Annotated in this window: 12 protein-coding genes; 4 read left to right on the forward strand and 8 right to left on the reverse strand. The window is 72.5% G+C overall.

The window, feature by feature from the left end; all coding sequences use genetic code 11:
* Positions 1 to 46 precede the first annotated feature (46 nt).
* Together ACFYT4_RS18500 and ACFYT4_RS18505 are read right to left on the reverse strand one after the other, a co-directional pair.
* On the reverse strand, positions 47 to 1,312 hold the full coding sequence (locus ACFYT4_RS18500) for a hypothetical protein (protein ID WP_389269677.1): 1,266 nt from the start codon (positions 1,310 to 1,312) through the stop codon (positions 47 to 49).
* Complete coding sequence (locus tag ACFYT4_RS18505) at positions 1,309 to 2,730, reverse strand: hypothetical protein (RefSeq protein WP_389269679.1); 1,422 nt, start codon at positions 2,728 to 2,730, stop codon at positions 1,309 to 1,311. The genes ACFYT4_RS18500 and ACFYT4_RS18505 overlap by 4 nt, the downstream gene beginning before the upstream one ends.
* A 395-nt stretch (positions 2,731 to 3,125) precedes the next feature.
* On the opposite strand from ACFYT4_RS18505, the gene ACFYT4_RS18510 reads away from it, so the two are divergent.
* Positions 3,126 to 4,052 carry a Gfo/Idh/MocA family protein gene (locus ACFYT4_RS18510; protein ID WP_389269681.1) on the forward strand — a complete coding sequence of 309 codons (927 nt, stop codon included), beginning with the start codon at positions 3,126 to 3,128 and terminating at the stop codon, positions 4,050 to 4,052.
* 664 nt (positions 4,053 to 4,716) lie between these two features.
* On the opposite strand, the gene ACFYT4_RS18515 is transcribed toward ACFYT4_RS18510, so the two are convergent.
* Positions 4,717 to 5,373 (reverse strand): hypothetical protein, encoded by a 657-nt coding sequence (locus ACFYT4_RS18515; RefSeq protein ID WP_389269683.1) that lies wholly within the window; start codon positions 5,371 to 5,373, stop codon positions 4,717 to 4,719.
* A gap of 501 nt (positions 5,374 to 5,874) precedes the next feature.
* Positions 5,875 to 6,237 carry an arsenate reductase family protein gene (locus ACFYT4_RS18520; protein ID WP_389269685.1) on the reverse strand — a complete coding sequence of 121 codons (363 nt, stop codon included), beginning with the start codon at positions 6,235 to 6,237 and terminating at the stop codon, positions 5,875 to 5,877.
* 225 nt (positions 6,238 to 6,462) lie between these two features.
* On the opposite strand from ACFYT4_RS18520, the gene ACFYT4_RS18525 reads away from it, so the two are divergent.
* Positions 6,463 to 6,753: a hypothetical protein gene (locus tag ACFYT4_RS18525; RefSeq protein WP_389269687.1), complete on the forward strand. Its 291-nt coding sequence runs from the start codon at positions 6,463 to 6,465 to the stop codon at positions 6,751 to 6,753.
* Between the two features lie 345 nt (positions 6,754 to 7,098).
* On the opposite strand, the gene hemC is transcribed toward ACFYT4_RS18525, so the two are convergent.
* Entirely contained in the window at positions 7,099 to 8,034 is a 936-nt protein-coding gene (gene hemC, locus ACFYT4_RS18530; RefSeq protein ID WP_389269689.1) for a hydroxymethylbilane synthase, read from the reverse strand.
* Between the two features lie 169 nt (positions 8,035 to 8,203).
* Between hemC and ACFYT4_RS18535 the strand changes: the two genes are divergently transcribed.
* Entirely contained in the window at positions 8,204 to 9,337 is a 1,134-nt protein-coding gene (locus ACFYT4_RS18535) for an amidohydrolase family protein (RefSeq protein ID WP_389269691.1), read from the forward strand.
* Positions 9,338 to 9,438: 101 nt separating this feature from the next.
* On the opposite strand, the gene glnA is transcribed toward ACFYT4_RS18535, so the two are convergent.
* Entirely contained in the window at positions 9,439 to 10,848 is a 1,410-nt protein-coding gene (gene glnA / locus ACFYT4_RS18540) for a type I glutamate--ammonia ligase (protein ID WP_389269693.1), read from the reverse strand.
* 219 nt (positions 10,849 to 11,067) lie between these two features.
* On the opposite strand from glnA, the gene ACFYT4_RS18545 reads away from it, so the two are divergent.
* Positions 11,068 to 11,535 (forward strand): RDD family protein, encoded by a 468-nt coding sequence (locus ACFYT4_RS18545; RefSeq protein WP_389269695.1) that lies wholly within the window; start codon positions 11,068 to 11,070, stop codon positions 11,533 to 11,535.
* Between the two features lie 262 nt (positions 11,536 to 11,797).
* On the opposite strand, the gene ACFYT4_RS18550 is transcribed toward ACFYT4_RS18545, so the two are convergent.
* Both ACFYT4_RS18550 and ACFYT4_RS18555 read right to left on the reverse strand, forming a co-directional pair.
* Complete coding sequence (locus tag ACFYT4_RS18550; RefSeq protein ID WP_389269697.1) at positions 11,798 to 12,514, reverse strand: DUF4191 domain-containing protein; 717 nt, start codon at positions 12,512 to 12,514, stop codon at positions 11,798 to 11,800.
* A gap of 10 nt (positions 12,515 to 12,524) precedes the next feature.
* A complete protein-coding gene (locus tag ACFYT4_RS18555) occupies positions 12,525 to 12,743 on the reverse strand; it encodes a hypothetical protein (protein ID WP_389269699.1) in 219 nt (72 codons plus the stop codon).
* Positions 12,744 to 13,062: the final 319 nt, after the last annotated feature.

Genomic DNA, 13,062 nt, shown 5'->3' on the forward strand with positions numbered 1-13,062 from the left:
GCGGGGCCGGGCGCAGGGAGGGAAACGGCCGGTCGTCCCCCCAGGGCTAGCTTCCGGGCCGGTGTTCCGCCCCCTGCTTCAGCAGCGATCCGAAGCCCGCGTCGTGGATCCGGCGCACAAGATCGGCCCGGCTCGTGCCGAGCGCCTCGGCCGTACGGTCCAGATGCCAGTCGCCGTCGTGCAGCGACCGCAGCAGATGTCCCCGGCGGATCTGCGCCTCGGAGAGCCGGAACGTCTTCAGATAGGCCACCCGCCCCCGGTGGTCGGTGATCACCTCGCCGATGTGCTGCTCCCGCACGCCCCGCTGGAACGGCGGGAGGAAGCGCCGGAGCGTGAACGACCCCAGGGAGCGCACCCGCTCGAACGCGTACGACGGATCGAGCAGCCCGGCCGCCATCACCGTGTCGTGGTTCCGCGTCCACTCCCGCTCCTGCTCCCGTGCCACGGCCCGCAGATCCGCGAGCGTCCGCACCCGGCGGTCGTCGCGGACGACCGCCTCGAACGCGGGCACCGGCCGGCCGAAGAGGGCGTGCTGATGGACCAGCTCCCCGTACAGATCCTCGATCAGCGACGGATGCAGCGCCCGGTAGTCGGCCGGGTGCGGTACGGCGAAGGCCGAGGCGAGCGAGTCCGCCGCGTACACCAGCACACCGCACTGGTCCTCATGGATCTCGAACACCCGCAGCGCGTCCTCCAGCCCGTGGACCCGCCACCCGCCGTACGCCGCCTCCGCGCGCGGCGACAGCCCCTGGCGTACCGCCCGCTGGGACCATTCGTCCCACATCACGGAAGGGCCGCCGAAGTGGAGCGCGAGATACCCCTCCAGCGCCAGATGCAGCGGGAGGAAGCGCAGCCGCTGCCCGCCGCCGTCCCGGCCGCCGCGCCGGTCCGGGCCCCGGCGCTTGGCCAGCCGGTGATGGCGGCGGACGGGGACATGCTCCGGGGCGGCGTCGCCCAGGACCGTTCCGTACGCGGCGGACCGTCCGCCGTCGCCCGACCAGTCCGCGACGAAGCCGTGCGGGACGTAGGAGACATAGCGGTGGCCGGACCCGAGGTCCACGGCGCTGTGGGCACGCCCGGCGTCCTCGCGGCCGACGGCGCAGGCATGGCAGCAGTCGCCGTCGTCGTCGTACGCGGGCCCGTACTCCGCCCGGGTTCCCGATGTCCCGCCGACCGGGGCCGCGCAGCCGTAGACCTCGTGGCGCAGCCGCAGCCCCTCCACCGGAGCCTCCCGCACCAGCGGCACCAGCCGGATCCCGCCCCACACCTGCGCGGGCGCCGCGACCAGCCCCGTCATGTCCAGCCGGCTCATCGCGTCCCCTTGCCACGGCGGTCCAGAAGGAGCCCGGTGCGCCGGTCCAGATACGCCTGGAGCTCCGGCAGACCCGTACGGCCCTCCGCGAACTGAGCGATCTCCACCAGCGCGGGCAGATCCTCCGCGTCCCGGATCCCGGCCGTCGGCACCCCCGGCGCGAGCCGCCGTACGTCGAAACCGTCCGCGTCGTATACGGGGTTCAGATGCACGACACCGGTGCCGCGGCCCGGATCGAGCCGGGTCCGCCATACGCGCAGCACCTCACCGGCGAGCCCCGGCGGCGCGTTGTCCCAGCCGTCCGAGACGATCACCAGCCGCTCGGGGGAGTCCTCCAGCGCGTCCAGCACCCGCGCACCGAGCGGGCTCGCGCCCCGGGGGCGTACCAGCAGGGGATCACGGCCGCCCGACGTCCAGTGCGCGGTGTACGAACCCGCCAGCGCCTCCAGCAGACAGTGCGCGCCCAGCGCCACGGCCAGCGGACGGCGGCGCTTCACCCCGGAGCCGTACGACGAGTAGCTGTCGTCCAGCACGGCCGAGACCCGGCCCCAGGTCCCCGCGTACGGTCCCGCCGCCCGGCGCGCGGCGGCCCGGAGCGCGTCCCTCAGCTCCGCGCGCCGGTCCATGCGCCTCGCGAGCGGAAGGGACAGGACGTAGAGGGCGAGCCTGGTCAGCGGCATCACGGCCAGATCGGGCTCCGTGTCCGCGCTCCGCCGGGTACGCAGCCGCTCCAGCCTGGTCATCCTCGGGGCGATCCGCTCCAGGAACAGCTCACGCGGCACCCGGTGCCGGGAGGCGAAGCCCTCGGCGACGGTGAACGGCAGCTCGTAGATCGCACCCTGTTCGTAGTGGGCGCGGCGGTACGCGTCCAGGAACGCGTGCTCGTAGCGGACCCGCTTCCCGGGCCGGAAGAGGAAGTCGCCCAGCTCGTCCCCGACGGGCAGATGGGCCTGCCGCACCACCGACTTCAGACCGCTCCGGTACTTCACCGCGTCATGGCCCGGATCGGGCCGCGACGCCAGCCAGTCCCGCTGGATCGCCCGGGTGCGGCGGTTGTTGACCCGGGCGCCGCCGAGCGCGCGGAACAGCCGGTAGACCCGCTGCGGCGGCAGTACGGCCAGCCGCGCGGCGATCAGCCGGCCTTCCACACGCTTCTGCTCCGCGGTCGCGTCGCCCGCCGTGCGCAGCAGCTGCTCCACGATCCGGGCCGCGTTGTGGTCGTTGATGTCGAGGGCCAGCGCCGCCGCGTACACCGACCGGTAGTTGACGCGGACGTACTCGTGGAGGAAGGACAGCGAGAGCTGCTGCCGGTACGCGTCCGAGTGGAACTCACGCTGTCCGGTGGCCGTGACGGCGGCGTTCACGAACAGGAGCACGTCCTCGGCCGCGATCAGATCGGCGTAACTCTCCTCCGCCATGGCTCCCCCCGAGGGCGCGGCTGTGGGAAACCGGCCGGGGAATGGGGGCGCGATCAGCGAAATCACTGCATCAGAAGCACGTCTCGGAAGTCGCACCGGAGTCCCGCGGCCGGTCCGCCCCAACGTAACACCCGGCGTGCCGGGCTCCCCGCGATTTTCCGCGCTTGCGGGCGGGGGAGGGGCCGGGGCCGGGGAGCGTTGGGCCGGGGACCGGCCGGCCCGGGCCGGCGGTTGTGCGGGGGCGGCCGCGTGGGCGTGCGGTCGTGTCGGTGCATGGTCGTGTCGGCGTGCGGCCGGGGAGGCTCCGGTGCGCCCCGCCCGGGGAGGGGCGGGCCGGCGGCTCCGTGGCACACCGGTCTGCCGTGCCCCGGGGTCCCGGCGGGCAGACTGGGGCCATGACACAGCCCGTGAGCCCTGACCGACGGCCCCAGCGGCGGACACGCATCGGACTCCTCGGCGCCGGGCCCTGGGCGGAGAGGACCCAGGCGCCCGCGCTCGGCGCCCATGAGGGCGTCGACTTCGCGGGGGTGTGGGCCAGACGGCCCGAGGCCGCCGCCGCGCTCGCCGGAGCGCACGGCACGAAGGCGTACTCCGGCGACGACGGCGTCGATGAGCTGCTCGCCTCCTGCGAAGCCGTCGCGTTCGCCCTGCCCCCGGACGTCCAGGCCCCGCTCGCGGTCCGCGCGGCCGAGGCCGGCTGCCATCTGCTGTTGGACAAGCCGGTCGCGACGACGGTGGCCGCCGCGCGCGCCACCGCGCGGGCGGCGGAGCGCGCCGGGGTCGCGTCGGTGGTCTTCTGCACCCTCCGCTTCACGGAGGAGACCCGTGGCTGGATCGCCGGACGGGCCGCCGCCGGGGGCTGGTTCACGGCCCGCGCGCAGTGGCTCGCCCCGCTGTTCGCGCCCGGCGCGGACAGCCCGTACGCGGCATCGCCCTGGCGGCGGGAGAAGGGCGCGCTGTGGGACGTGGGGCCGCATGTGCTGTCCGTGCTGGTCCCCGTGCTCGGTGAGGTGACCGCGGTGACGGCGGCACGCGGCCCCGGCGACACCGTGCATCTGGCGCTCCGGCACACCTCGGACGCGTCGAGCACGGCGACCCTGAGCCTGAGCGCCCCGCCGGAGACGGCGGGCGCGAGCCTCGAACTCCTCGGTGAAACGGGCACGGTGGCCCTGCCGGAGTGGTCCGGCACGGTCGACGCGTTCCGGCTGGCCGTGGACGCCCTGCTGGAGGCGGCGCGGACCGGGCGCCCGCACGCGTGCGACGCGCGATTCGGGCTGCGTCTGACCGAGATCCTGGCCGAGGCGGAGGCACAGCTCGCCTGAGGGGGTTCGCCCGGGGCCGGGCGGGCCCCTGACAGCGGGCGTTTCCGGTGGCGGGGGTTCCGGCCGGGCGGACCACTGGGCGGACGGACAGGGAGCGGCCGGTCCCGGGCATCGGCTCCGCCGCCGTACCGGGGCGATGCGGGGAGCCGCGGCCCGCTCGGGGGAACGAGCCGCGGCACGGTACTTCCGGACGCCCCGCTGCCGAACGCCCCGCAACCGGCCGCGCCGACCGTCCGGAAGCGGCTCGGGTGCGTCGAGCCGGGTGCGCCCCCCCGGCCGGGGGCGTGTCGTCGCCCCGGGGGGCGTCGTCGGCGTTCCGCCCGGCCGGCGGTGGTGGTGCCGCGCCGCACCTGCCGCCCGTACCCCTGCGTGTACGGGCGGGGGTGCCACGGCGGGGCGGGTGGGCGCGTCCACCAGGGCCTCCGGCGGGGAGGCGGTCCACTCGGGGTGGCCAGGGGCGGATGTGCCCCGGGACCTGGGCCGCACGGACTCGCCCGGAACCTCGCCCCGGAGGGACCCCCGCCTCCGTCTCGCGGTACCCCCCGGCCTCCCGCCCGGCAGGCGCCGGTGCTGTACGGGATACGCCCTGGCGCCGGGAGCCACCGGGCCCGCGTTTCCGGGCGTACGACGCTCCTTCGACGGCACGTCCCGGCGGACCGGGCTCTCAGCCCACCCGCTCGATCCGGGCCTTGCGGATGAGGAACTTGCCGGGCTCGCGTACCTGCTCGAACGCCGCGTTGTTCAGGAGGGCGCAACTGCCGGAGACCGAGGCGACCTTCACGGTCGTCGACTTGTTGTTGTCGAGGTTCGTCACCTTGAGGGTGGTGCCGATCGGGAACTGGTTGCTGGAGGCGGCCGGGGCGCCGCCCTCGCCCGACAGCGTCACGGTCGAGCCGGCGCAGACGACCTGTCCGGTGGCTCCGCCGCCGTTGCCCTGGCCGCCGTTGTTGTCGTTGCCGCCGCTCTGGGCGGGGGGTGCGGTGGTCGGCGCCTGCTGGGCCGGAGGCTGCTGCTGGGCCGGCGGCGGGGCCGCCTGACCGCCTCCGCCGCCCACCGGGCAACCGGAAGCCGCCTGCTTCCGCTTGATCTCCTCGATGACGGCCAGGCGGTTGGCGATCCGGGCCTCGGACTGCGCGTCAGGATTGGCGCGCTGACCGGCGATGAAGCGCTCGTTGTTCCGGAGCGCGGTGTTCAGCCCGTCACAGACGACCGATGCCTGGCTGGTGCCGGTCATGGCGAAGGCCGCGCCACCGGCCGCGAGCGCGGCGCCGACGAGCAGGGCGATCTTCTTCTTGCCGCTGAGGGTTTTCTTGCGCGACACGTGGGACTCCTGTCGGGTCGATTCCGTGTGCCGTTACGTACGAGTAGCTTCGGGCTTCGTCTCACCCTCCTCACCCGTGACTTCCTTAACTTTTCTTAAGGTCGAACATGGGTCGAGGGGGTTCGCGGGGCCTTCCGCCTGTGATCACCAGGGCGCGCGGAGCAGGGAGTGCGCCGCGATCGCGGACACCGCGGGCGTGCCCGCCGACGGGCCGCGGCATCCGGCCCCGGTCTGGCGCGTACGGCGGAACCCCGGGGCGCGGCGGGCCCGCTCAGGCGGCACCCTGGATGCGGCCGCCCGGACTCGGGACCCGGCCGTCCGGCCCCGCGGAATCCGGCCCCGTCGAATCCAGCCCCGCGGAATCCCCCAGCGCAGACTGGACTCAGGACGCGCGGCCCGGTTCTCAGCTCCGGAGGGACTTCCCGACGAGCCCGCGGAGACGTTCCGCTTACGTCTCCGGGTACTTCCGGCCCGGCCCGGACGGAGTCGGTGGCGCCGGGCTCAGCTCCGGCCGAGGGCGTCCCGTACCGCGTCCTCCGTGCGTGCCACGACGGCCGTCCCGTCGTCCGCGGTGATGATGGGACGCTGGATCAGCTCGGGGTGGTTCGCGAGTGCCCCGATCCACCGCTCGCGCGACGCCTCGTCACGGTCCCACTCCTCCAGCCCCAGGTCCTTCGCGATGGCCTCCCGGGTCCGGGTGATGTCCCAGGGTTCGAGTCCGAGCCGGGCCAGTACGCCCCTGATCTCGCCCGCGCTCGGCACATCCTCCAGATAGCGCCGCACGGTGTAGGAGGCGCCCTCCTCGTCGAGCAGTTCGAGAGCGCCGCGGCACTTGGAACACGCGGGATTGATCCAGATCTCCATGGCGGCCACGGTACCTCCGGGGGCGCGCTCCGGCGGTCCCGCCCGCGCTCCCGTGCGACGCGAGCGGGCCCTGTCTCCGATGCCCCCGCCGTGCCCCTCCCGTGCTTCCGGCGTGCCCTCGCGCGCCCGCCTCAAATGCCGTCTGGCCAGCGGCGATTGTCAGTGGTGGGAAGTAGACTGAACAGTAGTTCGGGATGGTCCCGCCACCGCGCCTGGAGGTTGCCGATGGCCGTATCCAGACTCATGAGGAAGCCCGCGAAGCCCGGGCACACGACCCCGTACGCACCGTTGAGGAAGAAGCCGCTGCCGGCCGGACAGCCGCGTGAGTGGTATGTGACGCACAATCGCCGGCTGAAGGCGATGCGCCTGGCGATCGCCCTGCTCGACTCGGGCGTCTACCACCCGGCGACCGCGGACAATGTGAGGATTCGCGCGACGGCGGACCAGATCGGGGTGCATCCGCCCTCGGACACGACCTGCCGGATGGTCAGGGCCCTGATCCGGTACGGCCGCTGAGGTGACGGCCCGGCCCGCCGCCCGTTCCCGGGTGGCGGGTCGTCGCCAATCCGCGTCCGGGCGGGGTCGGTCGGCCGTGGGCGGGGGCATGCTGGAACCACTGGGCACCGGTCCCGCGCTGCTGACCCGTCGCCCCGGGGCAGGCCCCGCGTTCCCTGGGCAGGACCTCGCCAACGGCCCGCGTTCCCCTCTCCGGTCCCGAGGCCGTCCGAGTCCCGGCGCCGTCCGCCGCGACCGGACAGCGAGCCCGGCCCGCGGCCCGAGCCGGAGGGCCAAACCGCTCACATTGGAGAGGCAGGCGCGCCCGGGGGCAGCGCCCCCGGCTGTCCGGCGCCGCCAGCGGGCTCAGTGCGCGATGCCGTCGATCAGCTCCCGCGCGCCCTGCCGCAGCAGGGCCACCGCCACCGACGTCCCCAGCGTCGCCGGGTCGAGCGGCCCCGCCCACTCGTGCGCGTTCAGTACCGTCTTGCCGTCCGGGGTGAACACCTTGGCCCGGAGCGACAGATCACCACCGCGTTCGGAGCGCGCGTAACCGGCGATCGGCGAGTTGCAGTGTCCCTGGAGGACATGCAGGAACATCCGTTCCGCCGTCGTCTCCCGATGGGCCGCCGGGTCGCCGAGCGCGCTGACCACATCGATGGTCGTGGTGTCGTCCTCCCGGCACTGGAGAGCCAGAATCCCCGCCCCGATCGGCGGGCACATGGTCTCCTCGGAGAGCACCTCGCTGATCACCTCCGGGCGCCCGATCCGCTCCAGCCCGGACACCGCGAGCAGCAGCGCGTCCGCCTCCCCGGCCGCCAGCTTCTCCAGCCGCCGGTTGGCGTTGCCCCGCATCGGCACGCACTCCAGCCGGGGATGCGACCCGGCCAACTGGGCGATCCTGCGCACCGACGAGGTCCCGATCCGGGTGCCCGCCGGCAGCTCGTCCAGCGTCAGCCCTCCGGGATGCACCAGCGCGTCCCGGATGTCGTCCCGCCGGAGGAACGCGGCAAAGGTCGTCCCCGCCGGAAGCGGCCGGTCCGCGGGCACGTCCTTCACACAGTGCACCGCCAGATCCGCCTCCCCGGCGAGCAGCGCCGCGTCCACTTCCTTGGTGAACGCGCCCTTCCCGCCCAGCTTCGCCAGATCCCCCATCCAGCGGTCCCCGGAGGTCGTGACCGGCACGACCTCGGTACGGATCCCCGGCTGAAGCACCGCCAACTCGGCCCGGACGCGTTCCACTTGGGCGAGGGCCATGGGGGAGGAGCGGGTGACGACACGGATCAGCTCAGGCACGGACATGCGGAACACGATAGAGCGTCGGCCCCCATGGTCATTTCACCCAGGGGGACGGGCCGGGCTTGCGCATCCGGTGGACTCACCTCCCCGACCCGCGTGTGCTGACGTCATCACAGGTCCGCCCGCCACAGAGTGAAAACCCAAACTCACCAGCGAATCCGGGGACACCGACATGTCACACGCCAGCCGGAGGGTCGGCCGTCGCAACATGCTCCTACTGGCGGGTGGAGCGACTGCCTCCGTGGCCGCCGCCGAGTTGACCGGGGCGATCGCACTCGACGCGGGCGAAGCGCCCGACCCTCCCCCAGGGCAGTCCGGCGGCGACGGACGCCGGGCGAGGATCGACGTCCACCACCACTTCACCGCGCCCTCCTGGGTGACGTGGGCCGAGAAGAAGGGCCTGGTCACCCGGGCTCGACTGCCCTGGTGGACCAAGTGGGACCTCACCGCCACCCTCGCGCTGATGGACGACGCGGGCATCGCCACGAGCGTCGTCAGCCCGGCCATGCCGACCCGCGGCTTCCGGGACTCCGCGCAACTGCGCGAGAGCGTGAACGTCGTCTTCGACGCGGTTCAGGAACTGACGACCACTCACCCCGACCGTTTCGCCTTCTTCGCCCCGGTCTTCCCCGACGATCTGAAGACCTCCCGCTGGTCCCTCGCGCGGGGACTCGACACCTACGGCGCGCTGGGCGTCCAGACCAAGGCGTGCAGCAACGGCGTCTATCTGGGCGACCGCTCCCACGACGCGCTGCTCGCCGAGCTCAACGAGCGCTCCGCCGTGATCAGCACCCACCCGCTCGAACTCCCCGGCACCGACCCGGCCCGTCCCGCGGTCCCCGGCATTCCGAGCTTCCTGTGCGACTTCCCCCTCGACACCACCCGCGCGGCCGTCAACCTGATCCTCAACGGCACACTCGACCGCTACCCCGACCTCTCCTTCATCCTCCCGCACGGCGGTGGCTTCCTCCCCTACATCGCCACCCGGGTGGAGCACTTCGCCGGCCTCCTCACCCCACCCGTCGAACCCTCCCGGGTACGGGACTATCTGCACCGCTTCCACTACGACACGGCGGCCCCCATGGCCCCCTCCTCCACCCCCACGCTGCTGTCCGTGGCCGACCCGTCCCGCATTCTGTTCGGCAGCGACTGGCCTGCCACCTCCGCCGCGACGATCACCGAACTGGCGTCCCCCGCCCTTGACGGCGACCCCGCCCTCACCGCCCGCCACCGCCGCGGCATCAACCGCGACAACGCTCTGCGCCTCCTCCCGCCCCTCCGCCGCAAACGCTCCGGCCGCACCTGACGGCGCCACCCCGCACAACGCCACGGCCCCTGCCTCCCCTTCATCGGGGAGGCAGGGGCCGTGGCGTCGCCGAGCGGGCCGGGGCGGCCCGAGGGGTGTTCCTAGATGTCGAAGTACAGCTCGAACTCGTGCGGGTGCGGCCGCAGCTGGATCGGGGCGATCTCATTGGTGCGCTTGTAGTCGATCCACGTCTCGATCAGGTCGGCCGTGAACACACCGCCCGCCTGGAGGTACTCGTTGTCCGCCTCCAGGGCGTCGAGGACCGCGGGGAGCGAGGTCGGGACCTGGGGGACGCCCGCGTGCTCCTCGGGGGCCAGCTCGTAGAGGTCCTTGTCGATCGGCTCGGCCGGCTCGATCTTGTTCTTGACGCCGTCGATGCCCGCGAGGAGCAGGGCCGAGAAGGCCAGGTACGGGTTGGAGGACGGGTCGGGGGCGCGGAACTCGACGCGCTTGGCCTTCGGGTTGGAGCCCGTGATCGGGATACGCATCGCGGCGGAGCGGTTACGCTGCGAGTAGACCAGGTTGACCGGGGCCTCGAAGCCGGGGACCAGGCGGTGGTAGGAGTTCACCGTCGGGTTGGTGAAGGCGAGCAGCGAGGGGGCGTGCTTGAGGATGCCGCCGATGTAGTAGCGGGCGGTGTCCGACAGGCCCGCGTAACCCTGCTCGTCGTAGAAGAGGGGGACGCCGCCCTGCCACAGGGACTGGTGGACGTGCATGCCCGAGCCGTTGTCACCGAAGATCGGCTTCGGCATGAAGGTCGCGGTCTTGCCGTTGCGCCAGGCGACGTTCTTCACGATGTACTTGAAGAGCATCAGGTCGTCGGCCGCGGCCAGCAGGGTGTTGAACTTGTAGTTGATCTCCGCCTGGCCGGCCGTGCCCACCTCGTGGTGCTGGCGCTCGACCTGGAGGCCCGCCTTGTCCAGCTCCAGGGAGATCTCGGCACGCAGGTCGGCGAAGTGGTCGACAGGCGGGGCCGGGAAGTAGCCGCCCTTGTAGCGGACCTTGTAGCCGCGGTTGTCCTCGATCGCACCGGTGTTCCAGGCGCCGGCCTCGGAGTCGATGTGGTAGAAGCCCTCGTTGGCGGAGGTGTTGAAGCGTACGGAGTCGAAGACGTAGAACTCCGCCTCCGGACCGAAGTAGGCCGTGTCCGCGATACCGGTCGAGGCGAGGTAGGTCTCCGCCTTCTTCGCGATGTTGCGCGGGTCCCGGCTGTACTGCTCGCCCGTGATCGGGTCGTGGATGAAGAAGTTGATGTTGACGGTCTTGTCACGGCGGAAGGGGTCCACCCGCGCCGTCGACAGGTCCGCGCGCAGCGCCATGTCGGACTCGTGGATGGCCTGGAAACCGCGGATCGACGAGCCGTCGAAGGCCAGCTCCTCGGCCGGGTCGAACACCGCGGCGGGGATCGTGAAGTGCTGCATCACGCCGGGCAGGTCGCAGAACCGGACGTCGACGAACTTCACGTCCTCGTCGGCGATGTACTTCTTCGCTTCGTCGGCGTTCTGGAACATCCAACTCCTCCTACTCCCGTCCCGGAAGGGGCGGGGTTGCAGCTCGTCCGTGAGGCCAGTGCGGTGGCACACGCAGGACCCGACGATAGGCAGATGGGATTTCTCAAGGATGACCCAATTGTTTCACCCAAGTTAACCGGAGTGGCCGGGGACGTCGCGTGGGTCACGCCCGGTGACCCGGCCGGGGGCGGTTCGCCGGGCGCCCAGTACCGTGGACGGGTGGACAACAGGCAAGTAATCGGATCCTGGCTCTCCGGCCCCCGCGCGGCGGCGGAGGAGATGGGCGCCGACTTCGGGTACCGGGGCAAGCGGCTCGGTCTGCCCGAGGAGGGGTCCGGCTCCATCGCACCGCTCGGACGCCGTTTCGGAGCCCTCTTCCTCGACTGGGGGCTCTGCCTCCTGATCGCCTCCGCGTTCTTCGCGAACGGCGACCGGCAGGCCGCCGGGAACTGGGCGCTCGGTGTCTTCCTCGTACTCAGTCTACTCACCGTCGGTACCGTCGGCTTCACTCCAGGCAAGCGGATCCTCGGGCTGCGCGTCATCTCCGTGGACGGCGGCCGGCTGGGCATCGTCCGGGTCGTGCTGCGCAGTGTGCTGCTGTGCCTGGGGATCCCGGCCCTCATCTGGGACCGGGACGGCCGGGGCCTGCACGACCGCTTCGCCCGCGCCGTCCAGGTGCGGATCTGAACCGGGCGCGGATCGGAACGGAGCGGGCGCGAGGCCCCTCCCGGCCCGCAAGGGCCCGGCGCAGGCACCGCGCCGTGCGGACCGGCCGCGCGTACGGCCCGCGCGCGTACGACCCGTGGACGACCCGCGCGCGTGAGCGCTGGCGGACCCGCTGTGAGCGCCGCATGCCGAGTAGGGGGCCGTACGCCTGACGGGGCCGTACGTCAGAGGGGGCGCCCGGGTTCGACCCGGGCGCCCCCTCCGACGTGTATCGCCGACGGGGTCAGCGCGTCTTTCCACCGCGTGGCATGCGCATGCCCTTGGGCATCGGTCCCTTCGGCAGCGGCATGTTGCTCATCAGGTCGCCGAGGGCGCGCAGCCGGTCGTTGGTGGCCGTGACCTGCGGGCCGGTGAGCACCCGGGGCAGCTTCAGCATGGTCGTACGGACCTTCTTGAGCGGCACCTGGCCCTCGTCCGTGCCCACCACGATGTCGTGCACGGGCACATCCACCACGATGCGCGCCATCCGCTTCTTCTCGGCCGCCAGCAGGGTCTTCAGCCGGTTCGGGTTGCCCTCGGCGACCAGCACGATGCCCGCCCGGCCGACGGCCCGGTGCACCACGTCCTGGTTGCGGTTCATCGCGACCGCCGGGGTCGTCGTCCAGCCCCGCCCCACGTTCTGCAGCACGGCGGCCGCGGCCCCCGGCTGGCCTTCCATCTGGCCGAACGCCGCCCGCTCGGCGCGGCGTCCGAAGATGATCGCCATCGCGAGGAACGCGAGCAGGAAGCCCAGGATCGCGAGATAGATGGGGTGGCCGATCAGGAAACCGATCCCGAGGAAGACACCGAAGGTGACGATTCCCACGGCCGCGATGACCAGCCCGACCTTGGGGTCGGCCTTCCGGGTCATCTTGTAGGTCAGGGCGATCTGCTTGAGTCGCCCGGGGTTCGCAGCAGCGTCAGTGTTGGCAGCGCTGTCGGTGTTTGCCTTCCTCGCCATAACCCGAAGTTTACGTGGCCCGGGAAGCGCGGTCCGCCACGGCCTCCAGTACGTACTGCGCCTCGACCCGGTCCTTCGCCCGGCGGCGGTCCTCCAGGACGGCCGTCCACGCGTTCCGGCGGGCGGTACGCTGCCCGCCGCGCAGGAGAAGCGACTCCATGGCGCGCAGAGCGTCGGTCATCGACGGGATGGCGGTTGCGCGTACGGGGCGTACTGGCGCGGCCTGCATGGGTGGGCCCCCTTTGGGGAGTGGTGGCGACGGAGTGCCGGTGGTGCTCGCTGCGTTCGTCCGGTCCGCGCGGGGGCCGGTGGGGAGCTGCCGGGATCGGGTGGGTGTGTGTGCGGGCGCGGTGCTGAGAACCAGAGTTACTGATTGGTGTTACCAGTGCGTGACCGAGCGGTCAAACACCGATGAAACCTTTGCGCGCCGCCCGGAAACGCTGACGCGGCCCGTACGCCTCCCCGACCTGCGGAGAGCGTACGGGCCGCGCCCGATCCGGTATTACCCAACGGTAGTCACTTGTGCCTGAATTCACACAGCGAGAAAT

The sequence above is a fragment of the Streptomyces sp. NPDC004609 genome (assembly GCF_042873655.1).
Lineage (GTDB): Bacteria > Actinomycetota > Actinomycetes > Streptomycetales > Streptomycetaceae > Streptomyces.

Bases quoted from the DNA above. Each gene is read 5' to 3' on its own strand.
- ACFYT4_RS18555 (WP_389269699.1), bottom strand. From the start codon at position 12,743: ATGCAGGCCGCGCCAGTACGCCCCGTACGCGCAACCGCCATCCCGTCG.
- hemC (WP_389269689.1), bottom strand. From the start codon at position 8,034: ATGTCCGTGCCTGAGCTGATCCGTGTCGTCACCCGCTCCTCCCCCATG.
- ACFYT4_RS18500 (WP_389269677.1), bottom strand. From the start codon at position 1,312: ATGAGCCGGCTGGACATGACGGGGCTGGTCGCGGCGCCCGCGCAGGTG.
- ACFYT4_RS18520 (WP_389269685.1), bottom strand. From the start codon at position 6,237: ATGGAGATCTGGATCAATCCCGCGTGTTCCAAGTGCCGCGGCGCTCTC.
- ACFYT4_RS18550 (WP_389269697.1), bottom strand. From the start codon at position 12,514: ATGGCGAGGAAGGCAAACACCGACAGCGCTGCCAACACTGACGCTGCT.
- ACFYT4_RS18535 (WP_389269691.1), top strand. From the start codon at position 8,204: ATGTCACACGCCAGCCGGAGGGTCGGCCGTCGCAACATGCTCCTACTG.
- ACFYT4_RS18525 (WP_389269687.1), top strand. From the start codon at position 6,463: ATGGCCGTATCCAGACTCATGAGGAAGCCCGCGAAGCCCGGGCACACG.
- glnA (WP_389269693.1), bottom strand. From the start codon at position 10,848: ATGTTCCAGAACGCCGACGAAGCGAAGAAGTACATCGCCGACGAGGAC.
- ACFYT4_RS18510 (WP_389269681.1), top strand. From the start codon at position 3,126: ATGACACAGCCCGTGAGCCCTGACCGACGGCCCCAGCGGCGGACACGC.
- ACFYT4_RS18505 (WP_389269679.1), bottom strand. From the start codon at position 2,730: ATGGCGGAGGAGAGTTACGCCGATCTGATCGCGGCCGAGGACGTGCTC.